At 56.6% G+C, this 14,422-nt stretch carries 11 protein-coding genes; 7 read left to right on the forward strand and 4 right to left on the reverse strand.

The window, feature by feature from the left end; all coding sequences use genetic code 11:
- Nucleotides 1–8 precede the first annotated feature (8 nt).
- From I9187_RS20270 to I9187_RS20285, 4 genes are all read left to right on the forward strand, one after another.
- Complete coding sequence (locus I9187_RS20270) at nt 9–1,169, forward strand: acyl-CoA dehydrogenase (RefSeq protein ID WP_170667831.1); 1,161 nt, start codon at nt 9–11, stop codon at nt 1,167–1,169.
- Nucleotides 1,166–3,256 (forward strand): acetate--CoA ligase family protein, encoded by a 2,091-nt coding sequence (locus I9187_RS20275; RefSeq protein WP_170667830.1) that lies wholly within the window; start codon nt 1,166–1,168, stop codon nt 3,254–3,256. The genes I9187_RS20270 and I9187_RS20275 overlap by 4 nt, the downstream gene beginning before the upstream one ends.
- Nucleotides 3,253–4,395, forward strand: coding sequence for a serine hydrolase domain-containing protein (locus I9187_RS20280; protein ID WP_170667829.1), 1,143 nt, complete (start codon nt 3,253–3,255; stop codon nt 4,393–4,395). The genes I9187_RS20275 and I9187_RS20280 overlap by 4 nt, the downstream gene beginning before the upstream one ends.
- A gap of 407 nt (nt 4,396–4,802) precedes the next feature.
- On the forward strand, nt 4,803–5,567 hold the full coding sequence (locus tag I9187_RS20285; protein ID WP_170667828.1) for an SDR family NAD(P)-dependent oxidoreductase: 765 nt from the start codon (nt 4,803–4,805) through the stop codon (nt 5,565–5,567).
- Here I9187_RS20285 and gcvA read toward each other — a convergent pair.
- Nucleotides 5,555–6,499, reverse strand: a complete 945-nt coding sequence (gcvA, locus tag I9187_RS20290; RefSeq protein ID WP_245223333.1) for a transcriptional regulator GcvA — start codon at nt 6,497–6,499, stop codon at nt 5,555–5,557. The two genes, I9187_RS20285 and gcvA, sit on opposite strands and share 13 nt — an antisense overlap.
- 93 nt (nt 6,500–6,592) lie before the next feature.
- Here gcvA and I9187_RS20295 point away from each other — a divergent pair, with 93 nt between their 5' ends.
- The gene (locus I9187_RS20295; RefSeq protein ID WP_245223334.1) at nt 6,593–7,792 is read left to right on the forward strand and encodes a serine hydrolase domain-containing protein; all 1,200 of its coding nucleotides are present in this window, start codon (nt 6,593–6,595) and stop codon (nt 7,790–7,792) included.
- A 7-nt stretch (nt 7,793–7,799) separates the two neighbouring features.
- On the opposite strand, the gene I9187_RS20300 is transcribed toward I9187_RS20295, so the two are convergent.
- The 3 genes from I9187_RS20300 to I9187_RS20310 are packed head-to-tail and all read right to left on the reverse strand — an operon-like array spanning nt 7,800 to nt 11,403.
- On the reverse strand, nt 7,800–9,587 hold the full coding sequence (locus I9187_RS20300) for an ABC transporter ATP-binding protein (protein WP_170667826.1): 1,788 nt from the start codon (nt 9,585–9,587) through the stop codon (nt 7,800–7,802).
- A complete protein-coding gene (locus tag I9187_RS20305) occupies nt 9,584–10,459 on the reverse strand; it encodes an ABC transporter permease (protein WP_142638852.1) in 876 nt (291 codons plus the stop codon). Before I9187_RS20305 ends, I9187_RS20300 begins: the two co-directional genes overlap by 4 nt.
- On the reverse strand, nt 10,456–11,403 hold the full coding sequence (locus I9187_RS20310) for an ABC transporter permease (RefSeq protein WP_170568174.1): 948 nt from the start codon (nt 11,401–11,403) through the stop codon (nt 10,456–10,458). Before I9187_RS20310 ends, I9187_RS20305 begins: the two co-directional genes overlap by 4 nt.
- Nucleotides 11,404–11,597: 194 nt before the next feature.
- Here I9187_RS20310 and I9187_RS20315 point away from each other — a divergent pair, with 194 nt between their 5' ends.
- Together I9187_RS20315 and I9187_RS20320 are read left to right on the forward strand one after the other, a co-directional pair.
- A complete protein-coding gene (locus I9187_RS20315) occupies nt 11,598–13,196 on the forward strand; it encodes a fatty acid--CoA ligase (protein WP_245223335.1) in 1,599 nt (532 codons plus the stop codon).
- A gap of 16 nt (nt 13,197–13,212) precedes the next feature.
- Nucleotides 13,213–14,397 carry an acetyl-CoA C-acyltransferase gene (locus tag I9187_RS20320; protein ID WP_209509661.1) on the forward strand — a complete coding sequence of 395 codons (1,185 nt, stop codon included), beginning with the start codon at nt 13,213–13,215 and terminating at the stop codon, nt 14,395–14,397.
- Nucleotides 14,398–14,422 lie beyond the last annotated feature (25 nt).

The raw sequence follows: 14,422 nt of genomic DNA on the forward strand, positions 1-14,422 counted from the left end.
AGGCTGCCATGAATCTGGAAACCAGTCACGAAACAGACCTGCTGGTCAAAACGGTTCGCCGATTTGTCGAAACAGAGATGTATCCGCATGAAGAAAAGGTGGATCGCCTAGGCTATGTGCCCGAGGAGATCGGCCGCCAGATTGAGGCGAGGTCGCATGAATTGGGCCTCTTCGCCTGCAACCTGCCCGAAGAGGTCGGTGGCGGAGGGCTGGGATATGGGCCCATGTCCCTGATCGAGCGGGAATACGGCCGTACAAGCCATGCGCTACAAAGCTGGGCGGCCCGCCCGACGGAATTGCTGATGGCCTGCGAAGGAGACCAGCGCGAGCGATATTTGCTTCCTGCCGTGCGCGGTGAAAAGCGTGAGCTCTTTGCCTTGACAGAGCCTGACGCAGGTTCGGATGTCATGGGGATGAAGACAAATGCGATACGCGACGGGGATGACTGGATCCTGAATGGTTCCAAACACTTTATCTCCGGTCCCTGCATGCCGGATTTCGCGATTGTCTTTGCTGCAACTGGTACAGATGAAACACCACGCGGCCCACGCAAACGGGTGACGGCTTTTCTGGTCGATGTGGGCCTTCCGGGGTTCGACTGCCGCGAAGGGACGCATTGCGTCAGCTATCGCGGTTACAAGACTTTTGAGTTGAGTTTCGACAATGTGCGTCTTGGTCCGGACCAGATCCTGGGCGAAGAGGGTCGCGGGCTTGAGCTGTCGGGAAAGTGGCTCGGCATGGGGCGTATCTGGGTCGGCGCGACCTGCTGCGGTAAGGCCGAACGCATCCTTGACCTAGCGACCGAGTGGGCCGCAACGCGCAAGCAATTCGGTAAACCGATCGGTACGTTTCAGGCCACCGGCTTCCGTTTGGCGGACGGTGCGATGACGTTGCGTGCGGCCGATTTGATGGTGCAAGACGCCGTTGCACGTGCCGAAGCGGGTGTCATGGGTGATGCAGATGCGGCAATGGTCAAGGTTTACTGCTCAGAGATGCTCAACAAAATCGCCGATGATGCCGTTCAGATTTTTGGTGGCATGGGATTGATGGAGGAAATGCCGATCCAACGGTTCTGGCGCGATAGCCGATTGGAGCGGATTTGGGACGGCACCAGCGAAATCCAACGCCACATCATCACCAGGTCCATCCTGAGGCCACTTGGCGCATGACGCCGGCGCGGCGCGAAAACCTTGAGCGTCTCTTAAAGCCGCGCCACATCGCGTTTATTGGTGGACGTGATGCGACCATTGCCGTGCGCGAAGCCCGCCGGCGTGGATTTCAAGGGCAAATGTGGGCCGTTAATCCCAAACGCGCCGATCTGGATGGCGTGGGCTGTGTTCCCAGCATCTCGGACCTGCCGGAGCCACCTGATGCCGTCTATCTCGCTATCCCTGCGGTCGGGGTGACTGATGCCCTGAGAGAATTGGAACAGATGGGTGCAGGTGGTGTCGTTTGTTTTTCCGCGGGCTTCAAGGAAACTGGCGACATACAATCGGAACGAGATCTGATCGAAGTCGCCGGAGATATGGCTCTGATCGGCCCAAACTGCTATGGCATGATCAACTATATCGACAATGCCGCTCTTTGGTCATTTGAACATGGCGGCTGGTCGCCGGGATACGGTGCGGCGATCATTACCCAGTCCGGTATGTTCTCATCCGACATCACCATGAGCGCGCGTTCATTGCCAATGGCCTACATGGTTTCTGCAGGCAATCAGGCGGTCTTGGGGATTGAGGAATTCCTGGATGCCTTTTCTGAAGACCCGGCTGTGCGCGCCATTGGATTGCACATCGAAGGGTTGCGTGACATTGCTGCTTTTGAACGCGCCGCGCTGAAAGCCCTGGATCGGGGGGTTCCGGTTGTCGCACTGAAGACCGGCAATTCCGCCATTGGGGCGACTCTGACGGTCAGTCACACCGGCTCTCTGTCCGGTTCGAGCGAGCTTTATCAGGCACTGTTTGATCGCACCGGGGTGATCGACGTCACCAGCCCGTCGCAGTTTCTAGAAACGCTGAAGTACCTCTGCGTAGCAGGCGCGCCGCAAGGCAGGCGTGTCGCTGGCTTTACCTGTTCTGGGGGCGGGGCGACGATGCTCGCAGATCACTCGGAAAGGATTGGTGTGTGCTTTCCCAAAGTGGGCTCTGCAGGGCAGGAAAGCCTGACCAGTTTGCTGCCTGAGATCGCGACGGTTTCCAACCCGCTGGACTATACGACCCCGATCTGGGGACAGGGCGATAAGACTTACCCGGTTTTTGCCACGGCGCTATCGGCCCTCAACGCGGATCTGGCTGTTCTGGTGCAGGACTACCCGGCAGAAGGGTTGGACGCGTCCAAGATCTACTACCAGAACGATGCTGCAGCTTTTGCGCAGGCCGCTCAGGAACACTCCGTCCCGGCAGCGATCTGCGCGACCCTACCTGAAAATCTTGATCGTGGGACCCGCAGACATCTCATTGAACTGGGGGTTGCGCCTATGCAGGGTATTCACGAGACGTTGAATGCCATGCGTGATGCTATTTGGTGGTCCGAAGCAAGGGCGCGGACAAGGATTGACCGGCCTGCTGCCTTGCGACCCGGTGCAACTATCCCGAACCCAGTAGTATTGACCGAAGACAAAGGTAAATCCTGGCTCAGGCAAAGGGCTGTTGCTGTGCCAAACGGACATGTCTGCAACGCGGCCGAGGCAGCTGGCGTTGCGCAGGATATCGGCTATCCGGTCGCGCTGAAAATGATGTCACCAAGCTTGCCTCACAAGACCGAAGCGGGCGCGGTCGCTTTGGGGATCAAGGATGCGGAGGGGCTGTCCTCGGCGATCAAGGCAATGATGGCAACGGTTGCGGCTTATGACCGCGCGGCGGTGACGGATCGCTTCCTGATCGAAGCCATGTCGCCCAAGCCGCTTGCAGAGCTGATCGTCACGCTGCGTGCTGATCCGCAATTTGGTCCCAGCTTGGTGATTGGTAGCGGCGGTGTTTTGACCGAGTTGGTCCGAGATGCGCGCACTGTATTGTTGCCTGCCTCAAAAGACGAGATCGAGCGCGCATTGTGTTCGCTCCGTGTAGCTCGACTGTTGGAAGGGTACCGGGGCAGTCAAAAAGCGGATATTCCGCGAATTTCGGATGCGCTGCACCGGTTTTGTGCGGCGTTCCTAGAGGCGCGCAGCCGGGTCGCAGAGGTCGAGATCAACCCGATGTTTGTCTACCCAGATCACATCGTCGCCGTTGATGCCCTGATCCAGGTGCCTCGGTCATGAGCAGGAATAGGATCATACCCAATCCCGATCTGGCTGTTGGAGACGACAACAAGCAACGGTGGAACCAGCCGGAATTTCGCCGGCATGGGTTCCACAACGCATATCGGCTGTTCCGCCGATGTCTCATGGTGCGTTCCAGTGAGGTTTTGCAGCTGGAAGCCGCCGAGCAGAATCTGTGCGCCCGAGTGCCTGAACTGGCACAAATGCTTGCCCATCCGGCGTTCTCTGCGTTCTGCTGTTTAAAGAACGACAAGATCATTCTGGAAAAAGCCGCAAATGACTTTTCGACCTCAGCGCCGCATTCCATCCAGTCGGTGACAAAGCTACACATCCACTTAATCATAGGTCGTCTGCTTGCACAGGGGCTGTTGTCATTGGACGCGCGAGTCCGCGACTATCTGCCGGGTATCGGCAGCGGGTATGCCGAGGCCAGCATTCAATCTTTGCTCGACATGAACGTCGATAACGACTTCACCGAGGATTATGCTGACCCCGCTGCCGACTGCTATACTGAAGAGGTCGCCCTGGGTTGGCGCTTGCCCGGCGAGGGTGAAAAGGAAATCACGCTTGCGGAATTTGCGGCCTCGATCACTGGTTTCAGGATAAACTCGGGGGTGCGACAAGCCGACTATAAATCCGCGAACACGGATGTCCTGACCCTGATAGCGGCCGAGGTTTCGCCCATTCCACTAGCTGAACAAATCGAAGAAATTGTTGATGCGGCAGGATACGAGGGCGCCTTTCACATCAGCCTCAGCAAGGACGGGCACCCAGCGTTTTCTGGTGGCGGTTGCCTTAGCGTGCGCGACCTCGCGCGGTTCGGGTTGCTACTGGCGCGGGAAGGCCGCGACCTGCACGGTCGACCTATGGCCAACATCGGTTTCCTGCAAGAAACTCTGATCCGCCGCGCGCCAGCGATGACATCACCCAAGAATTGGCTCAAGTACTCAAACCAGACCATGACCGACGGTCGATTAATCGGTCATGCTGGCTATGGAGGGCAGTTCCTCATGGTGGATATGGTCACCGGCACCAGCTGTGCATTCTTAAGTGTGCTGGAGAATGACTCGGGTTACGATGACACCTATATGGGAGAGCTGGCCACAACGCTTCGAGACGTCTGCCTTTCTGTCATTTGACGGGTTTGCAGTTGCCGAGCTAAGTGTCAGCGGGGAAGGCACGGATTGGCCGCTTTGCAGTCCTTGACCTGGGCCGAGTCTTTTAGAGTGATCCGACCCACTCTTCGATCATCCAGTTTCGATCACCTAAACTGAACTTCTTCTCAGCGCGGCATTTACGTCTGTCGTGATATCCTGCCGAAGTTGTCAACAAGGCATGTCGCGGGTGTAACTCAACCCGCCCGAAGTTGCTTATCGCGGAGCAATTGTTCGAAACAACAGCGCAGGTTTGTGACCCGACCGTCCCGACATATTGCACTGCACGCGGAGGCAAAATGTTTTTTGGTTGGCCAAAGGGTAAATAGAACTTCGATGTTTACCTTCTGGTTCTGGGTTAAGAAGTTTTGAACAAACGGAGATTATAACGCATGGATATTGAAGGACTATCTGCGATCGTGACCGGGGCAGGATCAGGACTGGGGCTTGCTACTGCACAGGCGCTCAGCAAAGCCGGAGCACGAGTTACCTTGCTGGACCTCGATGAAGTTCGGGTAAAAAACGCGGCAGCGGAAATCGGCGCGCTTGGCATAGGTTGTGATGTTATAAACAGTTCTGCGGTCGAGGCCGCTTTGGATCTGGCCGAAGACCGGAGCGGACCAATTCGCATAGTTGTCAACTGTGCGGGCATCCCCGGCGGTATGCGACTTGTCGGACGGGACGGTCCAGTTGATATGGAAGCTTTCGCGAAGGTGATCAACGTCAACCTGATGGGAACCGTCAGCGTCATGACGAAATGCGCAGCCCGGATGATGCAGCAGGAGCCGCTCAATCAAGATGGCGAGCGCGGGATTATCATCAACACAGGCTCGATTACTTCAATCGAGGGTCAAATTGGGCAGGGGGCTTATGTGGCTTCAAAGGGCGCGATTGCCAGTCTGACATTGCAGGCCGCCCGTGAATTCATGCCCCGCGGAGTGCGGGTCATGACAATTGCGCCCGGATTATTTCGCACTCCGATCGCTGATCATATTCCGCAGGAGGTAATCGACGGGATGCTAGATGGCCGGATGTTTCCAAACAGGTTTGGCGAGCCCGCGGAATTTGGGCGCCTTGCCGTTAACATCATCCAAAACCCTATGCTGAACGGCGAGACCATTCGTCTTGACGCAGGCGTGCGGCTTCAAGCCGGATAGGTCTCTCGAATGCGCTTGTTCTCGAGGTCGTTTTCTGACGTCTCGATCAGCCACTCGCGAAAATTTTGGGCATCAGGATGGTCGCGATCCGCTTCCGGTGCGATCAAGTAGAAAGCCTCCTGCAGGGGCGCTTCGAGCTCGAAGGGTTCAACAAGTCGTCCGCGCTCGATCTCGACGCCGCACATTGAGGACCGTGCTAAAGCTACACCGCCACCACGAGAGGCAAACTCGAAAGCAAGCAGCGAGGTGTCGAACTGTAACCCCTGGCCCGAGTTGACACCGCTTGCCTTTGCATAACGCAACCAGTCAGCCCAACCCTCCTCGTAACCGAGCACGTGTAGCAGGCGATGGTGGACAAGATCATCTGGTTTGCGGATCGCTTTGGAACCCTCAAGCAAAATTGGAGAGCAAACCGGTTTGATCACCTCCCAAGTTAACCGGTCGGCTTTGTATCCTGGCCACTTCCCTGTGCCGTATTGGATATCGAGATCAAACCGCTCATTGTCGAACTGATCTCCCCATACACTTGAGACCAGACGCACTTCAGTGTCCGGGTGGCGGTCAAAGAATCCCTGAAGTCGCGGCGCGATCCAGTTAACTGAATACCCGACCGGCGCCCGCACGGTCAGGACTTCGGAGCGCCGCAGGCCAAACACTTCCTCGGTTCCCGCGGCCAGGCGTTCAAAGCCGTCTCTGACCTTCGGTAGATAGGCGGCGCCCACTTTGGTCAGGACCAGACTTCTGGGTTTGCGCTCAAAGAGCGGCTCGCGCAAGTAATGCTCCAGCAATTTCACTTGTTTGCTGATCGCTGCTTGTGTCAGGTTCAGTTCCTGCGCCGCATGGGTAAAGCTCAGATGCCTGGCCGACGCTTCGAATGCGCGCAGCCAGGTCAGGTGGGGAAGTCGCCGTGTACTCATGGCCAACTCAAGCATAATTTCAGTTAGGTTATAGATAGATTATCTATCGCTTGAACGCCAAGAGAATCTCGGTGCAGATTGACGTTGAGACTATATGGAGCTGACGACTTGCAACCAGAAGATACCTTGGGATTAGACCCGATTAAGCTGTCGCGCATCACCAATTGGATGAACGCCCATGTGCATGACGGACGCCTTTCTGGTCTGGCTGTGCAAATATCTCGCCGGGGAAAGATATGTTTTTCGGAGCGTGCGGGATTTGCCGATGCAAAGTCGAAGCGGCCTGTATTACCTGATACTATTTGGCGCATCTATTCGATGACCAAACCTGTGACCTCACTCGCCCTGCTTATGCTCTACGAAGAAGGGGCGTTTCAACTGGATCAGCCTGTTTGCGACTTTCTCCCAGATTTCGCAAACCCGCAGGTCTGGAAGGGTCCTGGTCACGCTCTGAACGAGACCGAGCCAGCTGACCGGGGTATTACAATCCATGATCTTCTCACACACCAGGCGGGGATCGTCTATGGTGATCCGCAGGGAAACGAGCTGGAGCGTGCCCTTTCGGATAGCGGTCTCGACTTTGACAGAGGTCTTACGACGATGGCGGAAGCTGTTGAAGTGCTAGCGAGTTTTCCCTTGGCCTTTCAGCCGGGTGACCGTTGGTTTTATGGCCTTTCGACGGATGTTCTCGGCCATTTGATCGAGGTTATCAGTGGTCAGCCTCTCGGCGAATTTCTTAAGACACAGATCTTTGATCCGCTCGGAATGGTGGACACAGGCTTCGCCGTATCGGCCGATAAGTCTGGCCGCTTGGCCACGCTCTATGACCGCGCGCCAGGCGGCTTTGTTGCTTCTGATGATCAGAAAGGTTTCATTGCGCCGGTTACCTTGGAAAGCGGGGGCGGTGGGTTGCTCTCCACAATGGACGACTACCAGCGTTTTGCAACGATGCTTCTTCGGCGCGGCAGATGTGACGGAGGCAGGTTACTAGGGCGCAAGGCTTTTGATCTAATGGTATGCAATCACATGGGCGGCGATTTGGCGAGCCGGGGACAGGCTCATTTCAGCGAAACTACCTTTGAGGGGGTTGGCTTCGGACTCGGTGTGTCGGTGATGTTAGACCCGGCGCGGGCCAAAATCATCGGCTCACCCGGTGAATTTGCCTGGGGCGGTATGGCCTCGACCGCCTTTTGGGTGGACCCGATCGAGGAGATGACTGTGATACTTATGACGCAGCTAATTCCTTCGAGCGCCTATACCCTGCGCCGTGAGCTTAGAGTTCTGAGTTACCAGGCGCTGGTGGACTGAGGCGACGTCAGTCTAGGGGCAGGTTCGTCTGGGTCAAATGGCAAGCGATGCTCAATCCACCGGGTAGGTCATGCAAAGGTGGAGTCCGAGTATCACATGTTCCCGCAATGATATGGGTGCAGCGGTTGGCGAAGGGGCAGCCCCGCGCACCGATTTCGACGCTGCCAGCGCTAGCCGCCTTTGCCTCGCTTGTATCTGCCACGCCTTCCAGCCAGCCTTGGCGCATCTCGGGCACCGAAGATAGCAACAGCTTTGTGTAGGGGTGAAAAGGCGGGCGAAAAACCGCTTTTGATGGTCCCTTTTCGACGACACGTCCGGCATACAGTACAACCACCTCATCGGCGAAAGAAGCTACAGTGGAAAGATCGTGACTGATGAACATGTAGGCGACGCCCAGTTTGTCCTTCAGCGATTTCAGGAGTTCGATCACACCTGCGGCCACCACGGTGTCCAGCGCCGAAGTCACCTCGTCACAAAGGATCACCTTGGGCTCGGCGGCAAGCGCGCGAGCGAGATTAATGCGTTGCTTTTGCCCACCAGACAGCTCTCCGGGATAGCGGGAGGCGAAATCGCGAGGAAGATCGACCAGTTCCAAAAGGTCGCCGACCTTCTGGGCGCGTGCGCGCCCCTTGAGGTTCAGATAGAATTCCAGAGGACGGCCCAGGATATCGCTGATCCGTTGCCGAGGATTAAGCGCCGTGTCAGCCATTTGAAAGACGATCTGGCAATCCTTGAGCGTTTCAATCGACCGATCCTTCACTGCTGGAGCGGCGGTATTGCCATCGAGTTGGACTTCTCCGCCCTTTAACGGTGTGAGGCCCGCAACAACTCGGGCAAGTGTGCTTTTTCCACAACCACTTTCGCCAATTACGCCCACGACCGAAGCGGCAGGTACATCGACGGATACATCAGAGAGAATGGTCAGAGCTCCATAACCCGCAGTCACGTTCCGTGCCGAAATCACCGGCCTCTGAGCCAGATCTGTCTCCACGTGATCCACCAAGTGTGGAGCAGGACGGACAGCCTCCATCAGTGTGCGAGTGTACTCGTGCTGTGGGTGGTGCAAGATCTGATCCGTTGTGCCTTCCTCGACCATCTCGCCGTTTTTTAGCACTAGAATTCGGTCAGCCACCTGCGAGACTACGGCGAGATCATGTGTGACATAAATCGCGGCGGTACCCTGATCGCGGATAATGTCCTTAAAGGCTTTCAGCACCTCGATCTGGGTCGTTACGTCAAGCGCAGTGGTGGGTTCGTCGAGTATCAGAAGGTCGGGTCCACAGGACATGGCCATTGCAGCCATCAAGCGCTGCAACTGACCACCCGAAACCTGATGTGGAAACTTGTCGCCGACGGTTTCCGCGGCGGGCAAGTCAAGTTTGCGGTAAAGCTCTATTGCATTCGCGGTCAGAGTTTCGGCATCTCCGGTGCCATGCCAAAGAGGTGCCTCGATAACTTGCTTGCCGATCCTAAGCGCAGGGTTGAAGCTAGCTGCTGCCGATTGTGCCACGTAAGACACTTCGTCCCCGCGCAAGCTGTGGCGGTCGCGTGGGGGCAATTTCATAATGTCCCGTCCGTTCAGCCAGACTTCACCCCCTGAGATGCGACAGCCGGGGCGGGCAAAACCCATTGATGCCAGAGAGATCGTAGATTTGCCCGAGCCGCTTTCGCCAATGAGTGCCAACACTTCGCCCTTGGCGACGCTCATGGACACGCCCTTGACAATTGGCACATAGTTACCGCCTGGGGGGCGTCCCTCGACGCGCAGGTCCTTGATGGTCAGAATGTCGGTCATTGGTCGATCTTCTCCAGAACAGTTTCGCCTTGCTGGCGCTGTTGGAACCAGTCAACAAGCAGGTTCATGGAAACGGTCAAGGAGGCAATGCATGCAGCTGGTATAAGCGCTGCGGACGAACCGAGGAACAGCCCCCCCACGTTTTCCTGCACCATGAGCCCCCAGTCGGCCGCAGGTTCTTGCACTCCTAGGCCAAGAAACGACAGGCCCGAAAGGAACAGGATCGAAAAGGTGAATCGAAGGCCAAACTCGGCAATCAAGGGGGCCATGGAATTGGGTAAGATCTCACGTGTCAGAATCCACCAGGTGCCTTCGCCCCGCGCACGGGCAGCCTCGACAAAATCCATAACGCCGATGTCATAACCAAGTGCTCGAGAGACACGGAATACGCTGGTCGAGAGGACCAACCCAACAGTCAGAACAAGCACTGTGATAGAAGTACCGAAGGCGCCTATGACAACCAAAGCCAATAGGGTGGAGGGGAAAGCCATGAATGCCTCGACAACGCGGCTTACTACGATATCGAACCAGCCTCTCAGAATCGCGGCGGCAAAACCGAGTGCGACGCCGAATAAAAAAGAGATCATGGTGGTGACAAGTGCCAGCAACAGCGTTGTACGTACTCCATAGATCAGGCGGGACAATACATCTCGTCCCAGCTTGTCAGTACCCAGCAAACCGCCTTCGCCTATTGGTGCAAAGGTCTGGCCTGAGATGATTTCGGCTTCACCATGGGGTGCGATCCATGGCCCAAAAAACGCAAGGATGAGCCAGAACAGCAGCACCGCGCCGGCAATACCTGCAGTCCAGGTCAGGCGCAGGCCCGCAAAGACGGAGGCCCGGGGAGTGGGGATATCGGTTGCTTCGCTCATTTTGGGTACCTTAAGCGCGGGTTCGCCATGATGGACAGGACGTCGGCCAGTAGATTCAGAAGGATATAGACAGTGCCAAAAATCATTGCACAGGCCTGGATGAGTGGAATGTCCCTCAGAGTGACACCGTCGACCAGAAGCCGCGTTAAGCCGGGTACGCCAAACACGGTTTCAACGATAATGACACCGGACACCATGTAACTCAGATTAAGTGCAATAACCGTGAAGATCGGCGACAGCGCGTTAGGCAGCGCGTGGCGCAAAACCAGCCTACGCTTGGGCAAGCCCTTGAGTGCTGCCATCTCCAAGTATGGGGAGGTGAAGATGTTGATGACGGAAGAACGTGTCATCCGCATCATGTGCGCCAGAACGGCAAAACTGAGGGTGGCTACGGGGAGAGCCAAGGCCCGGAAATTCTGCCAGAAATCAAAGTAGGGCCGCGTGTTGGCCGACGCGGAGAGCCACTTTAGTTCGACTGCAAAAACTTTCATCAGAATGAGACCAATGAAGAATTCAGGCACTGCAATCAACGCAAGTGTGGTCATGGCAAGAGTTTTGTCGATCCGGCCACCGGCGCGCATCGCAGACCAAAGGCCAAGAGCCAAAGACATCGGAACCGAGATTGCCGCTGCCAAAAGCGCAAGCCGCAGAGTGTTCCACATACGGCTTTCTATCATGTCAGCCACAGGTCGCTTGGTGGCCAATGATGTCCCCAGATCCCCTTGAATCATACCGCCCAGCCAATCGAGATAACGCACTACTGCAGGGCGGTTGAGTCCCATCTCTTCGCGAAGCGCGGCAAGCGATTCTTCGGTGCGGCTTTGTCCTAGAATGGCTTCAGCAACGTCGCCCGGAAGGATTTCCGTCGCGCCGAAGATAATGATGGAAGCAAGGAGCAAGGTTAGTAAACCCTGAGCCAGGCGGGTCAGAATAATTCGGTACACCTTGGTCCTCCCTTCAAGGCTTCCGGCATATTCGGCGCAAGCTTGAAGCGAGACAAACAACCATAGCGACCAGTTTGGGGTCGTTTTGGTTATAGCAAAGGCATGTGTATTCTTTTGTTTGGGCAAAGACCGAGATTTTGTTGTTTGTTCCGCAGGGCTGGAGAACGCAAAGACTGGGGCGATCGGAGATGCCCATGACTGCCTATTCCTACCCATTGTTGATCAAGCAAATCCTCGCCACGCCGCTGGCAAACACGCCAGATCAGGAGATTGTACACGCCGATACGAAGCGGTATGACTATCGCACTTTTGCCAGGCGCGTCGGCCAGGCTGCAGGGGCGTTGCGCTCACTTGGCGTGGGTGAGGGTAGCGTTGTGGCCGTTCTGGATTGGGACAGCCATCGGTATCTCGAGTGTTTCTTTGCTATTCCGATGATCGGGGCCACGCTGCATACCGTGAACATCCGATTGTCGCCGGATCAGATCCTCTACACGATCAACCATGCAGAGGACGACGTAATCCTGTGCCACGTCGACTTTTTGCCACTTCTACTCGAGATCTCTGAGCGGATCGAGCGGCCTTGGCGGTTGGTAATCCTCAGCGACGATGGGGTGTTCCCCGAGGTGGAGTCCTCGGAAGGCGAGTACGAGGCCCTGCTGCAGCAGTGCGAACCGGAGCAAGAATTCCCGGATTTTGACGAGAATATCCGAGCGACGCTTTTCTACACGACCGGTACCACAGGTGATCCCAAGGGGGTCAGCTACTCCCAGCGCCAACTGGTTTTGCACACAATGGCGGTCGCGGCCGGGTTAGGCCCGGTACCAGGCGGCGGGCTGAACCGGAGCGATGTCTACATGCCGATAACCCCGCTGTTTCATGTGCATGGTTGGGGCATACCCTATGTCGCCACATTGATGGGCCTTAAACAAGTCTATCCAGGTCGTTACGATCCCGCCCGCCTTTTGGGGCTAATCGAAAAGCACGGTGTTACGTTCTCGCATTGTGTACCGACGATACTTGCGATGCTTCTGAATGCACCTGAAGTCGCGCAAACAGATCTCAGCAACTGGAAGGTCATCATAGGCGGTTCTGCTCTGTCCGAAGGTCTGGCAAGGCAGGCATTAGAGCACGGAGTTGACGTGCACGCTGCCTATGGCATGTCAGAGACCTGTCCGTTCCTGACAGTGGCGGACATGATGGCCACGCGGGACCCGCAAACACCGCTGAGTGCTCGGATTGCAACAGGAAAACCCGCGCCATTTGTGCAAATCCGTGTGGTTGATGGGGATATGAACGATGCCCCTCGCGATGGAAGGACGACGGGAGAAATTGTGGCGCGCGCGCCCTGGCTAACTCAAGGTTATCTGAAAAACGAGGCCGGGACGGGGGCACTTTGGCAAGGCGGCTGGCTGCATACTGGAGATGTCGGGTTCATCGACGAAACGGGCACGTTGCGGATCACCGACCGGGTTAAAGATGTGATCAAGACCGGAGGCGAATGGGTGTCTTCGCTTGAATTGGAAAACCTCGCGAGCACCGTTGAAGGTGTGAGTGAAGCGGCCGCCATTGGCGTTCCAGACACGAAATGGGGGGAACGCCCTATGCTGATTGTTACCTGCTGTGATGAAACCGAAAAAACCTACGACCGTCTTCGTATGGCGTTCGATGTGGCGGTTGACCAAGGGGCGATTTCGAAATGGGCGATCCCAGACCGGATTGAATTTACCGACAGCTTGCCAAGAACGTCGGTTGGCAAACTGGACAAGAAGGCCCTTAGGGCCCGGTTCATCTAATAGGAAGGTTCGTGATATGAAAGATGTCGTTGTCGTATCAACCGCTCGAACACCCATAGGGTTGGCTTTCAAGGGTGCCTTCAATAACTCGAAGGCGCCGACACTCGCTGGACACGCCATACGAGCCGCCGTCAGTCGGGCCGGTATCGATCCAGCAGAGGTAGAAGATGTGGTGCTGGGATCGGTCCTGACCGCTGGGACTGCCGGCCTGAACATCGCCCGCCTGGCAGCGCTTGCAGGTGGTCTCCCGGCAACGGCTGCAGCCCAGACTCTCGATCGTCAATGTGCCTCGGGCCTGATGGCCATTGCCACAGCGGCAAAACAGATTTCGGTCGACGGAATGGGCATTGTCGTGGCGGGAGGACAAGAAAACATTTCCGCGGTGCAGGCCAGGTATTTCGACTGGGTTATGGACGAAAAAGACCCAGCGGTAGTCCAAGCATCAGAGCACGCGTATATGCCGATGCTTGTAACCGCCGAAAATGTAGCGCGTCTGCACGGGGTAACTCGTGAGGCACAGGATGAATTCGCGGCACTGTCGCAAACGCGCACGGCCGCCGCCCAGGCTGCAGGAGCATTCGACGATGAAATCGTACCTGTAACAGCGACCAAGCTGGTCAAAAACCGTGAATCTGGCGAAATTACCGAAGAAACCGTTACGGTTCGGCAGGACGAAGGCAACCGGCCGGGAACGACAATCGAAACGCTTGCGGGGCTGAAGCCGGTTGTTGAAGCCGGTGTCGTGACCGCAGGAAACGCGAGCCAATTGTCCGACGGGGCATCGGCCTGTGTGCTGATGTCGGCCCGTATGGCCGAACGGCGCGGCTTCGCTCCACTAGGCGTATACCGGGGCCTTGCTGTGGCAGGTTGCGCTCCAGAGGAGATGGGCATGGGACCAGTTTATGCTGTTCCGAAGCTACTGGAGCGTGCCGGATTGAAAGTGGATGACGTTGGTCTTTGGGAATTGAACGAGGCTTTCGCAGCCCAGGCCATTCCCTGCCGGGACCAGCTGGGTATTGACCCCGAAAGGCTAAACGTGAATGGCGGCGCGATTTCCGTCGGTCACCCCTATGGAATGACTGGCTCCCGGTTGGTTGGCCACGCGTTGATTGAGGCGAAGCGGCGCGGGGTTCGGTATGTGGTCGTCACCATGTGCGTCGGCGGTGGTATGGGCGCGGCTGGGCTTTTCGAAGTCTGCTGACATTTCCATAACCTCAGTTATGGCA

This window comes from Ruegeria sp. HKCCE4148 (assembly GCF_017872495.1).
GTDB lineage: Bacteria > Pseudomonadota > Alphaproteobacteria > Rhodobacterales > Rhodobacteraceae > Ruegeria.